The organism is Streptomyces sp. NBC_01224 (assembly GCF_036002945.1).
GTDB lineage: Bacteria > Actinomycetota > Actinomycetes > Streptomycetales > Streptomycetaceae > Streptomyces.
Map to the genome: position 1 here is coordinate 4,949,753 of NZ_CP108529.1, position 18,622 is coordinate 4,968,374.

17 protein-coding genes and 1 pseudogene are annotated in these 18,622 nt (G+C 70.2%); 8 read left to right on the forward strand and 10 right to left on the reverse strand.

The window, feature by feature from the left end; translation table 11 throughout:
* The first annotated feature begins 54 nt into the window (after positions 1–54).
* Both OG609_RS22120 and OG609_RS22125 read left to right on the forward strand, forming a co-directional pair.
* Complete coding sequence (locus OG609_RS22120) at positions 55–630, forward strand: SigE family RNA polymerase sigma factor (RefSeq protein ID WP_327274401.1); 576 nt, start codon at positions 55–57, stop codon at positions 628–630.
* Positions 631–701: 71 nt separating this feature from the next.
* On the forward strand, positions 702–1,952 hold the full coding sequence (locus OG609_RS22125) for a hypothetical protein (RefSeq protein ID WP_327274402.1): 1,251 nt from the start codon (positions 702–704) through the stop codon (positions 1,950–1,952).
* 91 nt (positions 1,953–2,043) lie between these two features.
* Here the strand turns inward: OG609_RS22125 and OG609_RS22130 are convergent, their stop codons facing one another.
* The 3 genes from OG609_RS22130 to OG609_RS22140 all read right to left on the reverse strand — a co-directional run bounded on the left by OG609_RS22130 (position 2,044) and on the right by OG609_RS22140 (position 6,405).
* On the reverse strand, positions 2,044–2,928 hold the full coding sequence (locus OG609_RS22130) for an SURF1 family protein (RefSeq protein WP_327274403.1): 885 nt from the start codon (positions 2,926–2,928) through the stop codon (positions 2,044–2,046).
* Between the two features lie 234 nt (positions 2,929–3,162).
* Positions 3,163–3,930: an SDR family NAD(P)-dependent oxidoreductase gene (locus OG609_RS22135; RefSeq protein ID WP_327274404.1), complete on the reverse strand. Its 768-nt coding sequence runs from the start codon at positions 3,928–3,930 to the stop codon at positions 3,163–3,165.
* 576 nt (positions 3,931–4,506) lie between these two features.
* Positions 4,507–6,405 (reverse strand): S9 family peptidase, encoded by a 1,899-nt coding sequence (locus OG609_RS22140; protein WP_442817991.1) that lies wholly within the window; start codon positions 6,403–6,405, stop codon positions 4,507–4,509.
* Between the two features lie 71 nt (positions 6,406–6,476).
* Here OG609_RS22140 and OG609_RS22145 point away from each other — a divergent pair, with 71 nt between their 5' ends.
* Together OG609_RS22145 and OG609_RS22150 are read left to right on the forward strand one after the other, a co-directional pair.
* The gene (locus tag OG609_RS22145; RefSeq protein WP_327274406.1) at positions 6,477–7,313 is read left to right on the forward strand and encodes a class I SAM-dependent methyltransferase; all 837 of its coding nucleotides are present in this window, start codon (positions 6,477–6,479) and stop codon (positions 7,311–7,313) included.
* Between the two features lie 53 nt (positions 7,314–7,366).
* Positions 7,367–7,756 carry a nuclear transport factor 2 family protein gene (locus OG609_RS22150; protein WP_327274407.1) on the forward strand — a complete coding sequence of 130 codons (390 nt, stop codon included), beginning with the start codon at positions 7,367–7,369 and terminating at the stop codon, positions 7,754–7,756.
* A 144-nt stretch (positions 7,757–7,900) separates the two neighbouring features.
* Here the strand turns inward: OG609_RS22150 and OG609_RS22155 are convergent, their stop codons facing one another.
* Positions 7,901–8,446 carry a winged helix-turn-helix transcriptional regulator gene (locus tag OG609_RS22155; protein ID WP_327274408.1) on the reverse strand — a complete coding sequence of 182 codons (546 nt, stop codon included), beginning with the start codon at positions 8,444–8,446 and terminating at the stop codon, positions 7,901–7,903.
* 46 nt (positions 8,447–8,492) lie between these two features.
* On the opposite strand from OG609_RS22155, the gene OG609_RS22160 reads away from it, so the two are divergent.
* Complete coding sequence (locus OG609_RS22160; RefSeq protein ID WP_327274409.1) at positions 8,493–9,929, forward strand: MFS transporter; 1,437 nt, start codon at positions 8,493–8,495, stop codon at positions 9,927–9,929.
* Positions 9,930–10,065: 136 nt separating this feature from the next.
* Here OG609_RS22160 and OG609_RS22165 read toward each other — a convergent pair whose 3' ends face one another.
* Entirely contained in the window at positions 10,066–10,869 is an 804-nt protein-coding gene (locus tag OG609_RS22165) for an SGNH/GDSL hydrolase family protein (protein ID WP_327274410.1), read from the reverse strand.
* Between the two features lie 416 nt (positions 10,870–11,285).
* On the opposite strand from OG609_RS22165, the pseudogene OG609_RS22170 reads away from it, so the two are divergent.
* Positions 11,286–11,678 (forward strand): annotated as a pseudogene (locus OG609_RS22170) (response regulator transcription factor); the annotation flags it as partial.
* On the opposite strand, the gene OG609_RS22175 reads toward OG609_RS22170, so the two are convergent.
* From OG609_RS22175 to OG609_RS22185, 3 genes are all read right to left on the reverse strand, one after another.
* Complete coding sequence (locus tag OG609_RS22175; RefSeq protein ID WP_327278415.1) at positions 11,579–12,148, reverse strand: hypothetical protein; 570 nt, start codon at positions 12,146–12,148, stop codon at positions 11,579–11,581. The pseudogene OG609_RS22170 and the gene OG609_RS22175 overlap by 100 nt on opposite strands.
* 14 nt (positions 12,149–12,162) lie before the next feature.
* Positions 12,163–12,462, reverse strand: coding sequence for a hypothetical protein (locus tag OG609_RS22180; RefSeq protein WP_327274411.1), 300 nt, complete (start codon positions 12,460–12,462; stop codon positions 12,163–12,165).
* Between the two features lie 1,098 nt (positions 12,463–13,560).
* A complete protein-coding gene (locus OG609_RS22185; protein ID WP_327274412.1) occupies positions 13,561–14,064 on the reverse strand; it encodes an FBP domain-containing protein in 504 nt (167 codons plus the stop codon).
* Positions 14,065–14,506: 442 nt separating this feature from the next.
* Between OG609_RS22185 and OG609_RS22190 the strand changes: the two genes are divergently transcribed.
* Together OG609_RS22190 and OG609_RS22195 are read left to right on the forward strand one after the other, a co-directional pair.
* The gene (locus OG609_RS22190; RefSeq protein ID WP_327274413.1) at positions 14,507–15,016 is read left to right on the forward strand and encodes a Pycsar system effector family protein; all 510 of its coding nucleotides are present in this window, start codon (positions 14,507–14,509) and stop codon (positions 15,014–15,016) included.
* Positions 15,017–15,026: 10 nt separating this feature from the next.
* Positions 15,027–15,725: a Crp/Fnr family transcriptional regulator gene (locus OG609_RS22195; protein ID WP_327274414.1), complete on the forward strand. Its 699-nt coding sequence runs from the start codon at positions 15,027–15,029 to the stop codon at positions 15,723–15,725.
* Between the two features lie 55 nt (positions 15,726–15,780).
* On the opposite strand, the gene OG609_RS22200 is transcribed toward OG609_RS22195, so the two are convergent.
* Both OG609_RS22200 and OG609_RS22205 read right to left on the reverse strand, forming a co-directional pair.
* The gene (locus OG609_RS22200; RefSeq protein ID WP_327274415.1) at positions 15,781–17,433 is read right to left on the reverse strand and encodes a hypothetical protein; all 1,653 of its coding nucleotides are present in this window, start codon (positions 17,431–17,433) and stop codon (positions 15,781–15,783) included.
* On the reverse strand, positions 17,430–18,401 hold the full coding sequence (locus tag OG609_RS22205) for a protein phosphatase 2C domain-containing protein (protein ID WP_327274416.1): 972 nt from the start codon (positions 18,399–18,401) through the stop codon (positions 17,430–17,432). Before OG609_RS22205 ends, OG609_RS22200 begins: the two co-directional genes overlap by 4 nt.
* Positions 18,402–18,622 lie beyond the last annotated feature (221 nt).

Here is an 18,622-nt window from a genome sequence, read left to right on the forward strand (position 1 = left end):
CCCTTGCGCGGCGCTTCGGTGCGTCCGCTCAGACGGCCCCGCGCACCCGGCGGTATGCCGGTGATTGCGCCCATGCCCGCTGCACGTCCCACACGGCTGCCGTCACAGCGCGAGGGCGCTGAGGAGGGCGTGGCTGCCGGAACCACGGTCGACCATCTCACCGAGACCTATCGGGCCCACTACCGTTCGCTGCTGGGCCTCGCGGCGCTGCTCCTGGACGACACCGCCTCATGTGAGGACGTCGTGCAGGAGGCGTTCATCCGCGTGCACTCGGCGCGCAGCCGGGTACGGGACCCCGAGAAGACACTCGCGTATCTGCGCCAGACCGTCGTCAATCTGTCGCGCTCCGCGCTGCGCCGCCGCATCCTCGGGCTGAAGCTGCTGTCCAAGCCGATGCCGGACATGGCGAGCGCGGAAGAGGGCGCGTACGACCAGCTGGAGCGGGACGCGCTGATCAAAGCGATGCGGGGGCTGCAACGGCGCCAGCGGGAGGTGCTGGTGCTGCGTTACTTCGCGGATATGACGGAGGCCCAGGTGGCCGAGACGCTGGGTATATCCCTGGGCTCGGTCAAGGCCTACGGCTCCCGTGGGATCGCGGCGCTGCGCGTCGTGATGGAGGCGCAGGCATGAGTCGGCGCTACCGCAGGAACGAGAACAGCCACGAGCGTGAGCATCGGATTGACCGGACTGGAAACGGAATTGTGAACGACGGGCCGGAGAGCGCCTCGCATGTGAACCCGGACGTGAAGTCGGACGCGAAGTCGGATACGGATCACGCGGATACGGATCACGCGGGTCGGGACCTCGCGTCCGTGGGAGGTGCGGGTGGCCTCTGTGAGGGCGACACAGCCGCTGGGACGGCCGAGCTCGGGGGGCTGAGCAGCCTCTTCGGCGAGGGCCCGGGCGCGGGTTCCGGTTCGGGGGGCGGTGGCGGCCCGGACATGGACGAGGTCGTGCTGCGCAGCATGCTGCGCGGGGCCGTCCAGCACATCGAACCCCGCGACGGCACCCTCGACCATCTGTACCGCGCGGTGCCCGCCCGGCGCGCCAGGCGTCGGCAGGCCGTCGTCGGCATGGCGGCAGCGGCGCTGCTCATCGGCACGGCGGTCCCCGCCTTCGTCCATGTCGCGAACTCCGACGGTTCGAGCACCGCCGACCCCGCGATAGCCGGACACGGCGAGCAGGCGCAGGGCGGCAGCGGCACCGACAACGACTCCGGAGCCGGCGGGAAGAGCAGCGGCGGCGGCACCGACGGGCAGGGGGACGGCTCCGGGAACCAGCCGGCGAGCACGAGCAGTCCGTCCGACAGCCGTGGCCAGGGCGCCGACGGCAACCTGGTCGGCGGGGTCGCCGACCCGGCCAACTCCGCGCCGGCCTCCATGCCGACCTGCGACCCGGGGCAGCTCGGTGTCGCCTCGGCCGAGACGGGCGCGGCGGGGGCCGACGGCACGGTGTACGGCACGTTCCGGATCGCCAATGTCTCCGGCACGAACTGTTCGGTGAGCAGCAGCGGCAGCGTGGGCTTCCAGGCGATGGGCGCGGCCGACCCGGCCAAGATCACGGTCGTCCAGCACACCGCGGGTGATGCGGCGGCCGGACTGCCCGACCCCTCGCAGGAACAGGGGACGGTGCTGCTGAAACCGTCCATGGCGTACGAGGTGAAGTTCGCCTGGGTGCCGAAGGACACATGCCCGGCCTCCGGAGGTTCACCGAGCCCGACACCGACGGACGGCGCGGGCGGCGCCGCTGCCGCCGGTACCAGTACGGGTGCCACTGACGGGACTTCGGATACGGCTGCGCAGCTCGGCAGCGAGGACGGCGGCGGGGCGCTGGACGGCAGCGTTGCCGTGACGCACACGCCGGAGGCGGGGGCGCCGGTCGCGGAGACGAAGATCCCCAACGCCTGCGCGGGCACGATCTACCGGACCGGGGTGCTGGCCCCCGCGACGTGACGCAGGGGCGGCGGCGTACGACGCATGCGCGAGGGGGCCCGCCGGTCGATTCGGCGGGCCCCCTCACGCATGTGTGTCTCAGGTGTCTGTCTCAGGCCGTGCCGGCGCTCACGTTGGAGTCGGCGGGATCGGTGGAGCCGGTGTTCGTGCCCGCATCCTTGCCCGTATCTGCATCTGCATCTGCATCTGCATCCGTGTCCGCATTCGAATCCGCGCCGTCGACGAGGCCCAGTTTCAGGTCCCGCGTCGCTTCGGCCTCGCGGCGGACCAGCCGGAACCACATGAAGAGCACGAACCCGGCGAAGACGAACCACTCGCCGGTGTAGCCGAGGTTCTGGAAGGCTTTCAGATCGAGCCCGGTGCCCTGCGGTACGGCGGCCGGTACGGGACGCAGCGCGCCGCTGGAGCCGGCGTCCTGGAGCGTCACCCATGCGTCGTAGACGTCGTACGGGACGAGGTTGACCAGGGACGCGGCGCTGATCATGCCTAGCTGACCGTCCGGGAGCCCGCCCGCCGCGTCGACGCCCGCGGTGCCGGCGTTCTCGGACGCCTGGAGGTCGCCGGTCACAGTGACCTCGCCGGTCGGTGCGGCGGGCACGGCGGTGTGGCCGGGCTTGCCGGGGAGCCAGCCGCGTACCACCGGCAGGGCCTTGCCGCTGTCCGTGCGGAGCATGTTCAGGACATAGAAGCCGCTCTTGTCGTCCAACTCCCGGCCGGGTACCAGGAACTGGTCGGCGTACCGGCCGGTGGCGGTGGCGGGGCGGCCCGAGGTCACGGTGTCGACGGGCAGGAGGTCGTCGATCGGCTTGGCGGCCCTCGTGCCCGGGGCGGGCTGCTTCTCGGCGGCGTCGTGCGTCTGCACGCGGTCCTCGAAGCGGCCGAGCTGCCAGGTGCCCATGAAGATGCAGAACGGGATGGCCAGCACGACGAAGAGGTTGATTCCCCACCATCGCGGGGTCAGCAGGAACCGGTACACCCCTCCACGGTACGGTCCCCGCTCCGGTCGCTCGGAGCGGGGTGCGGGTGGGTGGCTTGTTCACGAGTCGTGAAGTCAGCTGTAGAGGGGTTGCGCACGACGCGCCCTCGGACACCCGGTTCGGCGTCGGGCGGCGCCGCGGTGCAGTCATCGCCGGCTCACACTGCCCCGGAACATCCCGTCAAGCGGGCACCGCGCCACCGAGGCCGACACGGCCTGCGCCGACCTCGCGATTCACGAGCTCGGGAACAGGGGCCCGCCCGCCATGAGGCCGCCGTCGACAAGGAGGATGTGCCCGGTGACGTAGCTCGCCTTGTCCGAACCCAGGAACTGGACGGCCTCGGCGATCTCCTCAGGGGCACCCGCCCGGTGCATGGGCAGCACCGAATCGACCTCGGCACGAGCCGTGTCGTCGCCGGTGAACCGCTCGTACATAGCGGTCCGGGTGTAGCCGGGCGCAACCGCGTTGACCCGGATACCGTGGGCGGCGCCTTCGAGTGCGGCCGCCTTGGTGATGCCGACGACGGCGTGTTTGCTCCCCACGTACAAGGTCGCCCCGGGATAACCCATCAGGCCGAAGCTGGAGCTGACGTTGACGATGCTGCCGCCGGCCTGTTCCCTCATGACCCGGAACTCGTGCTTCAGGCACAGCAGCGTTCCCTTGACGTTGGTATCGAAGGTGGCCTGGTAAGCCTCGTCGGTCACTTCGGTGACAGGGCCGGGTGTTCCCTCGGTGCCGGCGTTGTTGAAGGCGACATCGATCCGCCCGAACCGTGCCACCGCACGGTCGACGAGGTCCTTCACCTCGGCGTCGAAGCGGACGTCGGCACGCACGAACTCGGCCGGGGCGCCGAGGTCGGAGAGCTCCACGGCAAGCTGCTCACCCACGTCCTCGTGGCGGCCGGAGACCACAAGGTTCGCGCCTTGACGGGCGTAAGCGAAGGCGGTGGCGCGGCCGATACCGGTAAGCGCGCCCGTGATTAGGACAACGGGACCAGACACGTCGAGGGTCCTTCCTGAAACCACCCGGGTGAACGACGGGCAAGCGGTTCGGAACCCGCACGACACCGGGTTCCTCTTCGTGCCGGGGCGTATCCCCCGGCACGCCCGCAAGGAAGGTGTCCCAGCCGGACGACCGCCCCATCGGACCCGACCGCCGCGTCCGTCGAACGGCGGCACTCGATGACCCGCACGGCCCACGGACGGCGGCCGGGGCGGACGACCCGAAAGCCGACACGGCCCCCGACCGTCACGCACAGTGCCCGCGTCACGGAATGTGTGCAGAACCATTTCTCGTGAACATCGCGGACGCTCCGGCTTGCCCTCACCTCCCGAACTGGTGGACAAAGGCTGCTCCTGAAAGCGAACGAAGCCAGGTGGGGCACGGCCTCGGTGCCGACGGGGCTGCCGGCCGTCGGCGGCGTCCGGCTCGGCGCCCCGCCGCGTTGCTCGCCGGTCACTTCTTCGTCCTCGGTCACCTATTCGTCCTCGGTCTCCGGACGGGTTCACGATGGGGTTCACGATGACCGTGGGTCCGGCGGTTTCATGCGGGATCCGTGCAGGTGGGGACAGACGCCCCTATTCGCCGGACAGGCTCGAAGAGGCGGGGGCGCTGCCCGGGGCCAGGTGGCGCTGGGCGAAGTCGAGTTCCAGCCGGATCTGCTTGATCCGCTCCTCCACGACGAGCGAACCGTGTCCCGCGTCGTACTGGTAGACCTCGTGCACCGCGTCACGGCCCTTCAGCCGGTCCACGTAATTCTCGACCTGGCGGATCGGGCAGCGCGGGTCGTTGACGCCCGCCGAGATGTAGACCGGCGCCCGCACGGCGTCGACGTACGTCAGCGGGGACGAGGCCTCGAAGCGCTCGGGAACCTCCTCCGGCGTGCCGCCCAGCAGTGTGCGGTCCATCGCCTTCAGGTCCTCCATCTCGTCGTGATACGCCGTGACGTAGTCGGCGACCGGGACCGCCGCCAGGCCCAGGGCCCAGTCGTCCGGCTGCGTACCGAGGCCGAGCAGAGTCAGATAGCCGCCCCAGGAGCCACCGGCCAGGACCAGCTTCGCCGGGTCCGCGAGCCCCGACTTCACCGCCCACTCCCGTACCGCGGCGATGTCCTCCAGCTCGATCAGACCAACCCGGTGCTTGAGCGCGTCCGTCCAGGCGCGGCCGTATCCGGTGGAGCCCCGGTAGTTGACCCGGACGACCGCGTAGCCGTGGTCCACCCAGGCGGCGGGGCCGGAGGCGAAGGCGTCGCTGTCGTGCCAGGTCGGGCCGCCGTGGATCTCGAAGACGGTGGGAAACGGGCCCTCCGCCGGGGCGGCCGGCCGCTGCACGAGAGCGTGGACGCGGCCCCCGGGCCCGTCCACCCACACGTCCTCCACCGGCACGGACGCCGGCGCCTTCAAGCCGGGCGGATCGAGCACCACCGCACCCGAGGTGGACCGGATGACGGGCGGCTGCGCGGCCGACGACCACAGGTACTCCACCGTGCCGTCGGGCCGGGCCGTGGCTCCCGACACCGAACCCGCGGGGGTATCCACCCGGACGGGAGCGCTGCCCGCCCCCGGCTCGTACCGCCACAGGTCGCTGCGGGCCTCGAAGCCATGCACGATCAGCAGCGCGGAGGCGTCCGGATACCACTCGGCGCCCACATCACCGGGCAGGTCGATCGCGAGGTCCGTCTCCGTGCCCGTCATCGGATCCCAGATCATCGGCTCCCAGCGGCCCCGCCGCTGATGCCCGACCAGCAGCCTCGTGTCCCCCGCGACGGGGGCGAAGCCCAGCACGGACAGGCCCAGCTCCTTCGTACCGCCCTCGGTGTCGTCCAGCTCGGCGACCGTCGACCCGTCGGGCCGCACCACGCGCAGCGCGGAGTGCATCGCATCGCCGTGCTCGGTGTGCTCCAGGGCGATCAGCGTCCCGTCGTACGACAGGTCACCGACGCCCGCCGACTCGCGGTGGCGGTAGATCTCGACGGGCGCGGCCCCGGGCCGTACGACATGGATCGTCGTCCCGTCCTCGTCGGTCGAACGGCCGACCACCGCCGTACCGTCACGCCCGATCGCGAGCCCGGCCGGGTACGAGGCACCGAGACCGGGTGCCGCCGGCTGGTCCACCGCCTCCTCGCCCTCGCCGCCGTGGAACGGCTGGCGCATCCACACGCCGAACTCGTCCCCGTCGGTGTCGCTGAACCACCAGATCGACTCGCCGTCCGGTGTCAGCACGCCGTCAGTCGTCCCGTTCGGCCGGTCGGTCACCTGGCGCTGCTTGCCGGTCGCGCGGTCCCATGCGTACAGCTCGTACGTCCCCGTGGCATTGGAGACGAACAGCGCGTGGTCCGGCGCATCCTCCGCCCAGTCGGGCAATGACACCCGCGGCGCCCGGAAACGCTGCTCCCACTCCGGTACGGAAGCGGTCGCCGGAGCGGAATCGGTCGCCGCCGGTGCGGTGGGGGCCGTCGAGCCAGTGATCTCAGTCATGCCCCCCATTCTGCGCCGGAACGCCGACAATTCGTTCGCATCGCCCACAGCCTGTGGATAACCTCCCGGGCATGAATGCACCGACCCCTGCCGACTGGCACGAGGCCAACCGCGCGCACTGGGACGAGCGGGTTCCCATCCACGCCGGGAGCGACTTCTACGACCTGGATTCCTTCCGCGCCGGCAAGGACGCCCTGCGCGACTTCGAACTCGCCGAGGTCGGGGACGTCACGGGCAAGTCGTTGCTGCATCTGCAGTGCCACATCGGGGTCGACACCCTCTCCTGGGCCCGGCACGGCGCCGCACACGTCGTCGGTCTGGACTTCTCCGAACCGGCCGTGGAGACCGCGCGCGGCCTGGCCCGCGAGCTGGGGTTCACCCAGGACCGGGCGGCGTTCGTCGCCGCCGATGTCCATGACGCCGCGCAGGCCGTCCCGGACTCGTCGTACGACATCGTCTACACCGGCGTCGGCGCGCTGAACTGGCTGCCCGACACCCGGCGCTGGGCCGAGACCGCCGCATCGCTCGTGGCGCCCGGCGGCTTCCTCTACCTCGCGGAGTTCCATCCGCTCACGGACTGCCTCGACGACTCGACCGGCGCGAAGGTCGTCCACGACTACTTCAGCCGCGACGCATGGGTGGACGAGACGCCGGGCACGTACGCGGACTTCGACGCTCCGACCGTCCACAACCGCAGCGTCGAATGGCAGCACCCGATCGGCGACGTGGTGTCGGCGCTGGCCGCCGCCGGGCTGCGGATCGATTTCCTGCACGAGCACGACGTCTCGCTCTTCGCCCGTTTCCCGGCGCTGGAGCGGCACGGCGACGGCTTCTACCGCTTCCCCGCCGACCGTCCACGCATCCCGCTGATGTACTCGGTCAAGGCGTCGCGCCCGGCCGGCTCCTGACCGAAGGCCGACACCCGAGGCCCATTGTCAGTGGTGAGGTTCAGACTCGAACCATGACCACGACTGCTGATCTGCGCACCGCGGTGAAGACGTACTGGACCGCGGCCGACAACCGCGACTGGGACACCTTCGCCACGACGCTCGCCGACGAGGTGCTGTACGACCTGCCGCAGACTCGCGAACGCGTCCGCGGGAAGGAGCGGTACGTGCGGTTCAACCGTGAGTACCCGGGGGACCGGCACGTCCGCGTCGAACGGGTCGTGGCCGACCAGGAGGGGCGGCAGGTCGCTGTCCGGACGCTTTTCACGGTCGGCCCGCAGGAGTTGCACGCCATCCACTTCTTCACGTTCGACGCGGAGGGGCGGATCAGCGAGATCACCGACTTCCGGCCCGAGCCGTACGAGCCCCCGGCGGGCCGGGAGCACCTCGTCGAGCGGTACTGAGACCGATCGGACGGGGGCGGGGGACGAACGGGGTACGGGGGACGTGATGGCGGCGGTGGGCGTCAGCCGGGCCGCGGGTCCTCCGGTCGCCCCGTCGCCTCTGCCTTCGTCCTTGCCTCACCCTTGCTTTCGGCCCCCTCGCCCTCAATCGCCGGTCGGGCGTGATTCCTTGGGCCCCTCGCGGTCCCACCCGGGGGCGCGGACATCGATCGTCAGCGTGTTCATCACGACCTCTTCGCCGCACGTGCGGCAGATCCACGTCGCATCGAGATCGTGCGCGTGCGAGTCCTCGCGACCGGCCTCCGCCGCCGGTTCATGGATCATGACCACCGGCTGCTCCTCCAGCACCCACCGGTCGCCCCAGTCCAGCAGGGCCCGGATCACCGGAGCGAGATCACGACCGGACTCGGTCAGGTGGTACTCGTAGCGCGGCGGCCGTTCGTTGTAGGGCCGTCGCTCGACCACCCCTGCCTGCTCCAGTGAGCGCAGCCGGGCCGCGAGGCGGTCCCGGGGCGCGCCGGTGTTGCGGGCGATCGCCTCGAACCGGTGGTTGCCGAAGAAGATCTCGCGCACCGCGAGCAGCGCCCATTTCTCACCCACCACATGCAGTGCGGCGGCGGCCGAGCACGGCCGGCCGGGCAGCGAGAACGCCGGGACGGTGGGGGCGTGGGGTTCCTGTGCAGTACTCATCACTACAAGGTTGCCATCTCAAACTCACTGGCGCTACCTTGCCGTCATGAGAGTTGGAGAATCAAACTCACCCCCTTCTGTGGTTGCCTCCGCGACTGACCGCGCGGCTGCCCCGGCCTCCTCCCGTGCCACCGTCTGGATCATTTCGGCCGGTGTCTTCGTCGTGAATCTCGACCTGTTCATCGTCAATGTCGCGGTCCCCGCCCTCGGCGACGCCTTCGACGGCAGCTCGCTCGCCTCGCTGTCCTGGGTGCTCAACGCGTACGCGATCGTCTTCGCCGCTCTGCTCGTCGTCGCGGGCCGGCTCGCCGACCGGTACGGACACCGCCGAGGCTTCCTTCTCGGTCTTGCGGTCTTCACCGCCGCCTCCGCGCTCTGCGCAGTCGCCCCCGACGTCGGCTGGCTGGTGGCCGCCCGCGTCCTGCAGGCCGTCGGAGCCGCCGCCCTCATGCCGACGTCGCTCGCCCTGCTGCTCGTCAACACTCCGGCAGAGCGCCGCCCCCGGGCCATCCGCAGTTGGGCGGCGATCGGCGGCATCGCGGCCGGTCTGGGGCCGGTGGTCGGTGGCGTACTCGTGGAAGCGGACTGGCGCTGGGTCTTCCTCGTCAATGTGCCGGTCGGTGCGATCGGCCTGATCGCGGGCGCCCGGTGGCTGCCCGATGCCCGCCCACACCGCGCGGGTCCCTTCCCGGACCTCTTCGGTGCCGTTCTGCTCACCCTCGCCATCGGCGCACTGGCGCTCGCCCTGGTCAAGGCCGATGCCTGGGGCTGGAGTTCGCCGGGTGTCCTTGGCACGCTGGTTGCGACCGCCGTCCTCACCGCGGGCTTCTGGCTGCGCTCCGCCCGGCACCCGGCCCCGGTCGTCGAACTGCCGATGCTGCGTACCCGGGCCTTCGCGACGGCCACCCTCGCAGCTCTGCTCTTCACCGCCGCGTTCGCGGCGATGCTGCTGACGTCGGTGCTCTGGTGCCAGCAGGTGTGGGGGTATTCGGCGATCCGTACCGGACTCGCCATCGCACCGGGGCCGTTGGTCGTACCCGCGCTCGCCGTCCTCTCGGGTCCGGTCGTCAGCCGCATCGGAGCGGGCCGCACCGCCGCACTCGGCTGCCTGCTGTTCGCTGTCGGGCTGGCCTGGTGGGCCGTCGCGCTCGATACGGCTCCGCACTACGCGAGCGGTTTCCTCCCCGGCATGATGATCACCGGCATCGGCGTCGGCTTCGCCCTCCCCACCCTGGTCGGCGCGGCCGCTGCGGCTCTCCCGCCCACCCGTTTCGCCACCGGATCAGCGGTCACCACGATGGCACGCCAGACCGGTTCGGTGTTGGGTGTCGCCCTGATGGTCACGCTGCTCGGCGCCCCTGACGGACCGGCCGAGGCGCTCGACGCATTCCGGCACGGCTGGTGGGTGGCCGCAGCCACCGCCGTAGTCGCCGCTGCGACCGCCCTCGCCCTGCACCGGCGGCCCGCCGCTGCCCGCGCCTGAAGCGACACGCCCGCGTCTGAAGCGACGTCGCCCGCGCCTGAGGCAATATGCCCGTGCCTGAACGCAACAGAAGCGCGGTGGGCGGCCGGAACACCCCGGCGGCCCGCCGCGCTTCTGTACCTCCGTCGTCCGCGTCCTACGCGGCCGAGCGGAAGGCCGGAAGATAGCCGCCCGACTGTCCGGCGGCCTTGGGGTGGTACGAGTTGTAGACGGGGAGCGTCACACTGTTGAGCCATGCGTCACCGGAGCACAGCTCATGCCCGGTGAACTCGTCCACCACGCTGGAGAACGTGAACCCGGCGTCGGCCGCCTGCTTGGCGATGACACCGTTCAGGACGTCGGACGCGTTGTTGATGGCCGCCCGCTCCTTCTCCGAGAGCCCGGCGATGCAGCTGCCGCTCAGCTGGTAGAAGCGCGGGTATCCCAGCACCACGACATGTGCCTGCGGGGCCCGTGACCGGATGGATCCGTAGAGCGAACGCAGGCCGGACGGAAGTGAGTTCTGCATCTGCGACACGGCCGAGCTCACGCTGCTCAGGCAGGTGGCCTCGCTGGACAGCACGCAGTCCTGCATGACATCGGCGAAGCCGGCGTCGTTGCCGCCCGCCGTGACGCTGACCAGGCCGGTGGACGAGCTCAGTGCGCCCAGCTGGCTGCCGGCCACCGAACTCGTCGTGGCGCCCGAACAGGCGACGAAGGCGAAAGAGGAAGGTGAGTTCGCAGCTGCCCAGAGGTAGGGGTAGGCCTTGGTGCTGCGGCGGCAGTCGCCGCTGTCGGAGAGATAGCTCCCCGCGCCGACGCCGGACGAGTACGAGTCGCCGAGTGCGACGTACCCGCCGGCGGCGGCCGAGGATGCCGAGGCCGGCTGGGCGACGCCCAGAGCGGCCACGGCGGCGAGGACCAGAGTGGATGCGGACGTCCAGAATCTCCGTACTGACATGGCTGTCAGCCCTCCGAAGTGTGGGGGGTGGGTGGGGGGTTGAGTGAGCGCCACGTTTCTAGCAGCTGTTGGTACTCGCCGGTAATAGCTGCGTGAGAACTGGTCTGATATGCCTGAATGATCGTTCGGTCGCGATAGCTCCGCGCGTAGATAAACCTCTCGGGGTGCCTGAATCTCGGTGCGAGACCTGTGTGTTCGGGTGGCGGTGGGGCCCCGTGCCACGGCCCCTGTGGTGCGGGGCCCGGCCCCCGCGCGACTGGTCGTAGGTGCCTGAACGGGCCAGCGAGAGGTGGCGCATGACAGGCCATCAGACGTAGGGGGCGATCCGGTATCTGCTGCCGGAGTCCGGCTCCGCGGCAGCGGCTCATACGGATACTGGTGCCCATGTCACGACGGAGCCCGGACGAGGAGTCTCGTTGAGCGCACGCATACTGGTTGCCGAGGACGACGTGAAGCAGGCGCGGTTGATAGGCATCTATCTGGAGCGTGAGGGGAACGAGGTCCAGATCGTCGCCGACGGCCGCTCGGCGATCGACCGGGCAAGGTCCTCCCGGCCCGACCTCATCGTGCTCGATGTGATGATGCCGAACGTCGACGGCCTCGACGTATGCCGGATCCTGCGTGCCGAATCCCAGGTCCCCATCCTGCTGCTCACGGCACGCACCACGGAGGAGGACATGCTCCTGGGGCTGGACCTGGGAGCCGACGACTACATGGCCAAGCCGTACAGCCCCAGGGAGCTGACAGCTCGGGTCAGGGCGCTGCTGCGCCGGTCGAAGGCGGCCGGGCGCACCGAGCCGGCGGTGCTTCCGGCGGCCGCACCTTCAGCTTCCGTCATGCCCAGGCCGCGATACATGGGCAGGCTGTCGTACAGCAGCACCACCGGGCGGTCGTCGACACGCAGCACCGTCTCGCCGCGCCGCACGATCTTGTCCGATTCGGGCAGCCAGGTCACCGTTCCGCTCGCCTTGATCTGGAACGGAACCTCAGGCCCGTGCCCGAGGCGGCCATCGATCTCGGTCTGGTCGGTCAGCGTGCCCCGAGCGACCCGCACGGCCTGGCCGCCGGTCCCCCGACCGCCCGCACCGTCAGCACCCGCGCCGCCCCCGCCCAGCCCCAGGGCTCCGACCACGCCGACCGCGGCGACCAACAGAATCCCGGACCCCAGGATGACGGGTCCGCGCCCGCGCCGTCCGACCCCCCGGTCGTCCGCGCCCCTCTCCGTCACGTCTGCCCCCACTGCTGTCGGCTGATTGCCCATGCCCTTCACGACGTTCACGGCGCCCGGTTCCATCAGCCCTTGGGTGAGGGTGCGTCGTCCGGGATACCGATGATCGGGGCGCACGCGCGCGCGGCCCGCTCGGCACCCGCCGACGCCGAGTCCCAGGGGGATTCCTGGAAGTGGCCGTCGGCACCGGTGTCGGGGAAGTCGGGCGCCCCGTGCTCCTGCATGCACTTCGCGTACTGCCGGTTCTTCCCGATCTCCTCCTCGGAGAGTTCGGGCCGCTGCTCCTCGAGGACGCTCTCAGGGATGGGCAGACTGAGGCCGGCGCACTTCTCCTGAGCCTTGAGGGCTTTCGGATCCGCTTCCACTTGGAATTTTCGCCGAACTCGACCTTGCCCTTGGAGTCGGGATCGGAGATGTCGAACCCCTCGTGGCGCAGGCATTCGACCCACTTCCGCTGCCCCTCGACATAGTCGGCCAGCTCGCTGGAACTGCTCTTGGAGGCCGTAGCGCGGCTCTTGCCGTTCGACGCCGAGGCGACCTCGTTCCCGCTGTTTCCGCCGCCTCCGCAGCCGGTCACGGTCAACGTCGCCACCGACACCACCCCGATCAGCAGCCTTCCCCCGTACCACCGACGCGAACTCATGCTCGTGGGCTCCTCGCACATTGGCCGTCGCCCGGCTCCCGCTCCGGCCGGACGGCGACGAATGTAGGACCGCGCCCATGAAGGACCTATGAAGAAGCCATCAAGAACTGTTCCGGGACCGCTCCGGGCCGGCGGACGGCCGACCGTAGGCCCTGACGACAACCGCCCTCTGTGGTGGCAACCCCGCGTCGGGGTTGCCACCACAGAGGGCGGTTGTCGTAGATCGACGAGGGTCAGTTGTGGCCGAACCTCCGCTGCTTCCGGTGGGAGACCTGTTCTGAGATCGAGTGCACCGTGTCCCGGGCAGCCGTTGGCTGCGTCGGCTGTTCCTTCGTCTCCGGAGCAGCGCTGCGTTCGTGGCCGCCGGTGCGGGCACCTCGGTTCTGCCGACTCTGCTTCTTGCCCACGATCGTGCCTCCTGTAGCGGATACCGGACGATGGGCCAGTACCAGATTCGCATTTGCGTGCTAAAGGTGCATCTCGGGCTCTCGCTGTCGAGCGTGCTTATGCCGACGCAGGCGGCAGGGACGTACTCCATGAGGCCGCAGTGGTTACCCTCGGCGGTCATCCGGTCGCGGAAGCGGCGTCCCCGGTCGATGGGTACGACGCGGTCCTCGGTGCCGTGCATGACGAGGGTGGGCGGCGACCCTGGGTGTACCGGCCGGAGCGGAGACAGGCGTTCCGCGGCGGCGTCGGGGATGGAGAGGGCCTCGCGCAGGCTCTGCTGGGTCCGCCGGGTGCTCCGGTGAGGTCGACAGCCTTCCACCCCCCGTCGGACGTTTCCGCTTCCTTACGGGGTGACAGGCTGTGCTCGCCAGGCTCACGTGTCGGTGACCTTGGCCGTGAAGGCATCCAGGTTGCCCGCCATGCGCTCGAGGCGCTCGTCCAGCGTCAGGGACTCCTCGTACCGCCCGGAACGCAGCTTCGGCTGCCGCTTGCCCCGCAGATACAGGGGGCAGGCGAGGTCCGCGCAGATGTATATACCGACCGTGTTGCCCTCGCGGCCCCGGGCGCCCGCCAAGGGGGCAGCGAGCAGGGTGACCCCGGAGGAGGCGTGATTTGTCAGACAGATCTGGCACATGCTGGACTTCACGGCGCTGGTTCGCCTCACGGAGGGTACGCGCAGAGATATCCCCAGCGGACCCTGTGCCCGTGGCACCACGAGGTGTGCCCGCAGCGGCGCTCCCGGATCCACCCATCCCAAGAAGTCCAGGTCCTCCCAGGGCAGTTCGGCGAAGTCGAGCGGCAGCCGCAGCCGCGCCGCCTCACCCTTGGTGCAATTCACGAAGGATGAGCGGATCTGTTTCTCGCTGAGCGGTTCCACGGGCATCGACCCTATGTCCGCCCCGGCAGGCCCGCATCTCAATATTCGAGTGATCCGCCGGACAGGACCTGCATCGCACATGGGCTCTCTCCCGGACCCGGCGGAGCACGTCCGACGTGGAGGGGGCGGATGTTCAAGGCAATAGCCCCCCTGAAGCCCCACCGCGCTCGGCGTGCGGCGGGCCGGCCGGGACAGCCGCGGCTCGCGCACGTACGGCCGGTGGGAGAGCGAGATGAGCAGGCCCTCGGTGGGCGGGGACCGTCACATGCCGGCCGCTGAATCGTTCCGGGTTCGGTCGGGACAGTCCGGAGTCTTGGTCAATCCCCGGACGTTTCACTTCAATTCCGTCTGGACCAGCGGCAATTGACATGGTGGATGGAATGCTGGCCCGGCCTGGCCGTGGCTATAGTGGCGGGGGTGTCGAGAATCGGGGGGTGCTCCAGTGTCGCGGGAAGAGTCCCGGGCTGAGGCGGCGAAGATCGCCTGGCAGATCCACGCCTCGCTCCACGAGTCGACCCGCACGGTGGATGCCAAGGCGTCCTTCGCCCTGGCCATGGAGTCCGCCGCCCTCGCCGGAATTGCCGCGCTGTCCGGCAGTGGCCGCTCCCTCGACCGCGTGACCGGCGTCGCCGAGGTCATCCTCTGGCTGGGAGTAGCCCTCATCGGGCTCTCTGCGGTCCTCGCCGTTCTCGTCGTCATCCCTCGCCACAACGGCCAGGGCCGCTCGCCCAACCCTGGCGAGGACGAGTTCCTCTTCTACGGCCATCTGCGCCACTGGACCCCCGACGACCTCGCCCAGCGGCTCGCCCGCGCCGATCCTTTGCCCACCCTCAGCCGCCAGCTCGTTGTCATGAGCGCGATCGCCTGGACGAAGCACAGGCGTGTCCAGCAATCGCTGCTGCTGGCCGTCATCGGTAGTCTGTCGGTCGCCGTCGTTGTCGCTCTCGCCTGAAACGGCCTTTGTGGACAGCGCACCCCACCACCGCCCGCGCCGGATGCCCTTCTGGTCGCTGCTTGACGACGCCGCCAGGGTCCAACTGCGCGACATCGGCAGCATGGTTGCCTTCCCGCCCAAGGACACCCTGCTGCGGCAGTACGACCTCACTGACCATTTGCTCGTTGTCCGGCGCGGCTGCGCCAAGGTTGCCGCCAACTCCGCCGGGGGCTACCAGGCTGTGCTCGCCATCCGCAACGCCGGGGACCTGCTGGGCGAGCAGGCCGCACTGGACGGCGGACCGCGCTCCGCCACACTCACCTCGCTGACTCGGGTCGAGGCCCTGATGATCCCCTCGTCCCTGTTCCGTGCCGCCGCCCGGTCCACGCCTGTCATCGCGTTCGCGCTCCAGCAGGTGCTCTCCGAGCGCCTGCGCGAGGCGGACGGACACCGGGCCGCCGCCGGTTCCGAAGCCGTCCAGGCCAGGCTTGCCGCACTGCTGCTGGAGCTCGGTGGGGAGTACGGGCGCCCCGAGGGGAATGGATCCGTCCTCATCACCCTGCCGCTGTCCCAGGACGACTTCGCCGGACTCGTCCTCAGCTCCCGGCGGACGGTCAGCCGTGTCTTTGAGCAGTGGCGTGGGCGCGGATGGGTGACGACGGGACGCAACAAGCTGACTATCGACCGGCCGGATGAACTGAAACGGCTGAGCAGCTCCGGGTATTAGCAGGTGCCTGGCGGCGCGGCGCCGGTCGAGAGCCGTCGGACAGTACAGGGCGCGGTCACAACTCGTCCCAGGACATCGTGGTCAGCCCATGCTCCTCAGCCATCGGGTTCCAGGCGGAGACGAAATCCTTCTTTGCGCGCGTCGCCTGTGTGTTCGCATGGGATGCCTCCTGCCACTGCGACGAGGACAGCACGGCCTTGGGCGTGCAGCCGCTCATCATTTCGCCGGCCAGCCGCGCGTAGGCACGATCGGCGTCGGCCGAGGCCTGCCAGCTGGATTCGAGACTTTTCGTCATGGAGGTGGGCAGCAGGTCACGGTCGAGCGCTTCCAGATCCTGCACGAGTTCGTCCCGCTCCGTCGCCGCGTCCTCGAACACCCCCTTGGCCTTTTGGAGCCCGGAGCGGCCCGGACAGGCGGTCATCCGGCGGACCGCCTCGCCGACACCGCCACGGTTCCCCTCGTTCCGTTGCAGCAGGCCGTTCAGGCTACGTGCCTGGCCTTCTTCGGAGTTCTGAGCGGACGAGCCGGAGCTGTTGGACCCGATGCCCTGACCCGACTGGCCGGAGCTGCCGGATTGGAACCCTTTCTCAATCTTCTCGTAGAGATCGGGACCGTAGACGAAGGCCAGGATGATCAGCACGATCGCGACGAACCGCCGACCGGCTTTGGACTTGCCCGGCGGGGGCGGCGTCGGCCTTGGCATATAGGGGGTTCGGGGGGCCACGGGCGGGGTGTTGGGCACGGTCCGCGGCGGCTGCTGTGGCCGTGCGGCACCCGGCGGTGCTGACGCCGTGCCCGCCGTGTTCCGCGGTACGGAGGTTCGCGGCGGTGTGGCCTGCGGAAGCGTCGCGGGCGCCGTGGTAGCCGCGTCGGCCAGGGCGCTCAGCCACTCCTCCGCCGACGGCCGCCGGGCGGGATCGGCGGACAGGCTCCGCTCGGCCAGCTGCCCCACGGCCGGGTCGGCAGCACGCAGAACCGTCAGGTCCTGGCCGTCCTGCTCGCCTGCGAAGAGCCGTGCGGCGAGCAGCCCGAACTTGTACGCGTCGCCCGTCGCACTGCCCAGCTGCTCGCCCGAAGGCAGATCCCAGTTGGGTGTTTCCACGGTCTGGAGCGCCGACTTGCCGTGCAGCGCCATCGCATCACAGTCGATGAGGAAGCAACTGGGTGTCCCGTCCAGGGAGAAAAGCACGTTGTTCGGCGACACGTCGCCCACGACGACGCCGAGGGCGTGCAGCCGCCCCAGCGTGCGGGCGAAGTCCAGGAGCAGCTCGAACCGCTGGCGGGGTGTGATGCTGAAGCCCGCCTTCTGGAAGTAGTCCGGGGGGTTCAGCAGGTACTGGAAGCCCGCGGGCCGCGACTCGTCCGGCGCGAAGTCGAAGCGGTGGAAGTACCGCTCGGGGATCTGACGCATCAGAAATCCACTCAACCCGGCGGAGTCCGTCACCAGCATGGCCGGCCAAGCGGTGCACTCGGCGAGCCACTGGCCGGTGCCGTGCGGCAGGGACGGAATGAAGTCGACCATTGAGGCGAGGACTTCGGGCTTGAGCTCGGGGCGGATCCTGGTGTGGTACTCCTTGTAGGCCACCGGCCAGGTCCCGTTGATGGTCCGGTCCTTGACCGCCCACACCGAGCCCTGACCGCCGGAGTTGAACTTCCGCCCCTTCACCACCCGGCCGGCATCCATGGCTCCCGGATACGCCCCGCTCATCCCGGCGCTCCGCCTGTCCGGGCTGCCGCGGTTCCAGGGCCGCCGCTCTCGTCGAGGCAGTGACGCGGCCAGACCGCGAGCAGTGTCCGGTCGTCGTCGAATGTCTCGCGGGAGAAGTCGAGCAGTTGCGCGACGGCCTGCGGTTCACGAGGCGGACGACCCAACTCGTACGCGATAACCTGCCCGATCCTCCCCGTGCCGTCGCCCAGCGGATCGCCGAACCCATCCGTCCCGATCAGCAGCACCCCGTCCTCGGGGACCGTGTACCAGGTCCCCTCGATCTGCGGCGGCACCCACGGCAGTGCCGACACCGCGGAGGAGAAGACCCCGTCTGCACGCTCCTCCTTGCCGCCCAGCAGCAGGTGGAATCGGTTCTCATGGAGCATCCAGGCACCGCTGTCCCCGACGTGCACCAGATTGACCTCCAGCTGTCCGCTCCCGGTGAGCCGCACGACGCCCGTCACCAGGGTCGTGGCCAGCAGGGCCTGGGCTTCCTGTTTCTGCTCCCGGGTCGGCTCCGGACCGCGGGTCACCCGCATGAACAGTTGGTACGCGGCCGCAGCGACGGTCCGGTTCCAGTCGACCTGCGGCCGTCCTTCGTCCAGCTGCCTCAGCACGTCGGCGACGGCGGTACGGCAGGCCAGCGCGGCGCCCACATGCGACTGAGGAGCCGCTGAGACGCCGTCCGCCACCGCGAACACCACCGCATCGGTCGGCTCGTGCGCCGCCACCACGATGTCGTCCTGGCGCGGCTGCCCACCGAAGCGGTGCGCGTCGCCGCGTACGGAGGCCAGCCGGACGGTGAGCCCCCGTGTGGACCAGCCGTCGAACAGCGTGTCGGGGCGATAGGGGTCCGCGGGCGGCGGCTTCGGCTCGAACCGGGCGGTCGGCCGGCCGAGCACGAAACGGGCCCAGGCCGGCGGCTGTGCCCCTGGGGGCCGGGGCTCCCGTGTCTTCTGTGCGGGCATCGAGGAACCGCGGTCGGGATGCTGGTGGGGCAGGACGGGCGCCGCCCGCTGCGCCTGGCCCGGCGGAGGCCGGTGACCGGCCGACGGCCCGTAGCCGGTGGATGCTCCCTGCCCTGGCGGAGGCGCGTGACGCGCCGGGAACGCGGGCCCGTGTCCCGGCGCCGACCCGTGTCCCGGCGTCGGCGGCCCGGAATGCGGTCTGTCGGCCGGTGGCAGAGCGG

Bases quoted from the DNA above. Each gene is read 5' to 3' on its own strand.
- OG609_RS22120 (WP_327274401.1), top strand. From the start codon at position 55: ATGCCGGTGATTGCGCCCATGCCCGCTGCACGTCCCACACGGCTGCCG.
- OG609_RS22150 (WP_327274407.1), top strand. From the start codon at position 7,367: ATGACCACGACTGCTGATCTGCGCACCGCGGTGAAGACGTACTGGACC.
- OG609_RS22165 (WP_327274410.1), bottom strand. From the start codon at position 10,869: ATGTCAGTACGGAGATTCTGGACGTCCGCATCCACTCTGGTCCTCGCC.
- OG609_RS22155 (WP_327274408.1), bottom strand. From the start codon at position 8,446: ATGAGTACTGCACAGGAACCCCACGCCCCCACCGTCCCGGCGTTCTCG.
- OG609_RS22160 (WP_327274409.1), top strand. From the start codon at position 8,493: ATGAGAGTTGGAGAATCAAACTCACCCCCTTCTGTGGTTGCCTCCGCG.
- OG609_RS22200 (WP_327274415.1), bottom strand. From the start codon at position 17,433: ATGAGCGGGGCGTATCCGGGAGCCATGGATGCCGGCCGGGTGGTGAAG.
- OG609_RS22140 (WP_442817991.1), bottom strand. From the start codon at position 6,405: ATGACTGAGATCACTGGCTCGACGGCCCCCACCGCACCGGCGGCGACC.
- OG609_RS22145 (WP_327274406.1), top strand. From the start codon at position 6,477: ATGAATGCACCGACCCCTGCCGACTGGCACGAGGCCAACCGCGCGCAC.
- OG609_RS22205 (WP_327274416.1), bottom strand. From the start codon at position 18,401: ATGCCCGCACAGAAGACACGGGAGCCCCGGCCCCCAGGGGCACAGCCG.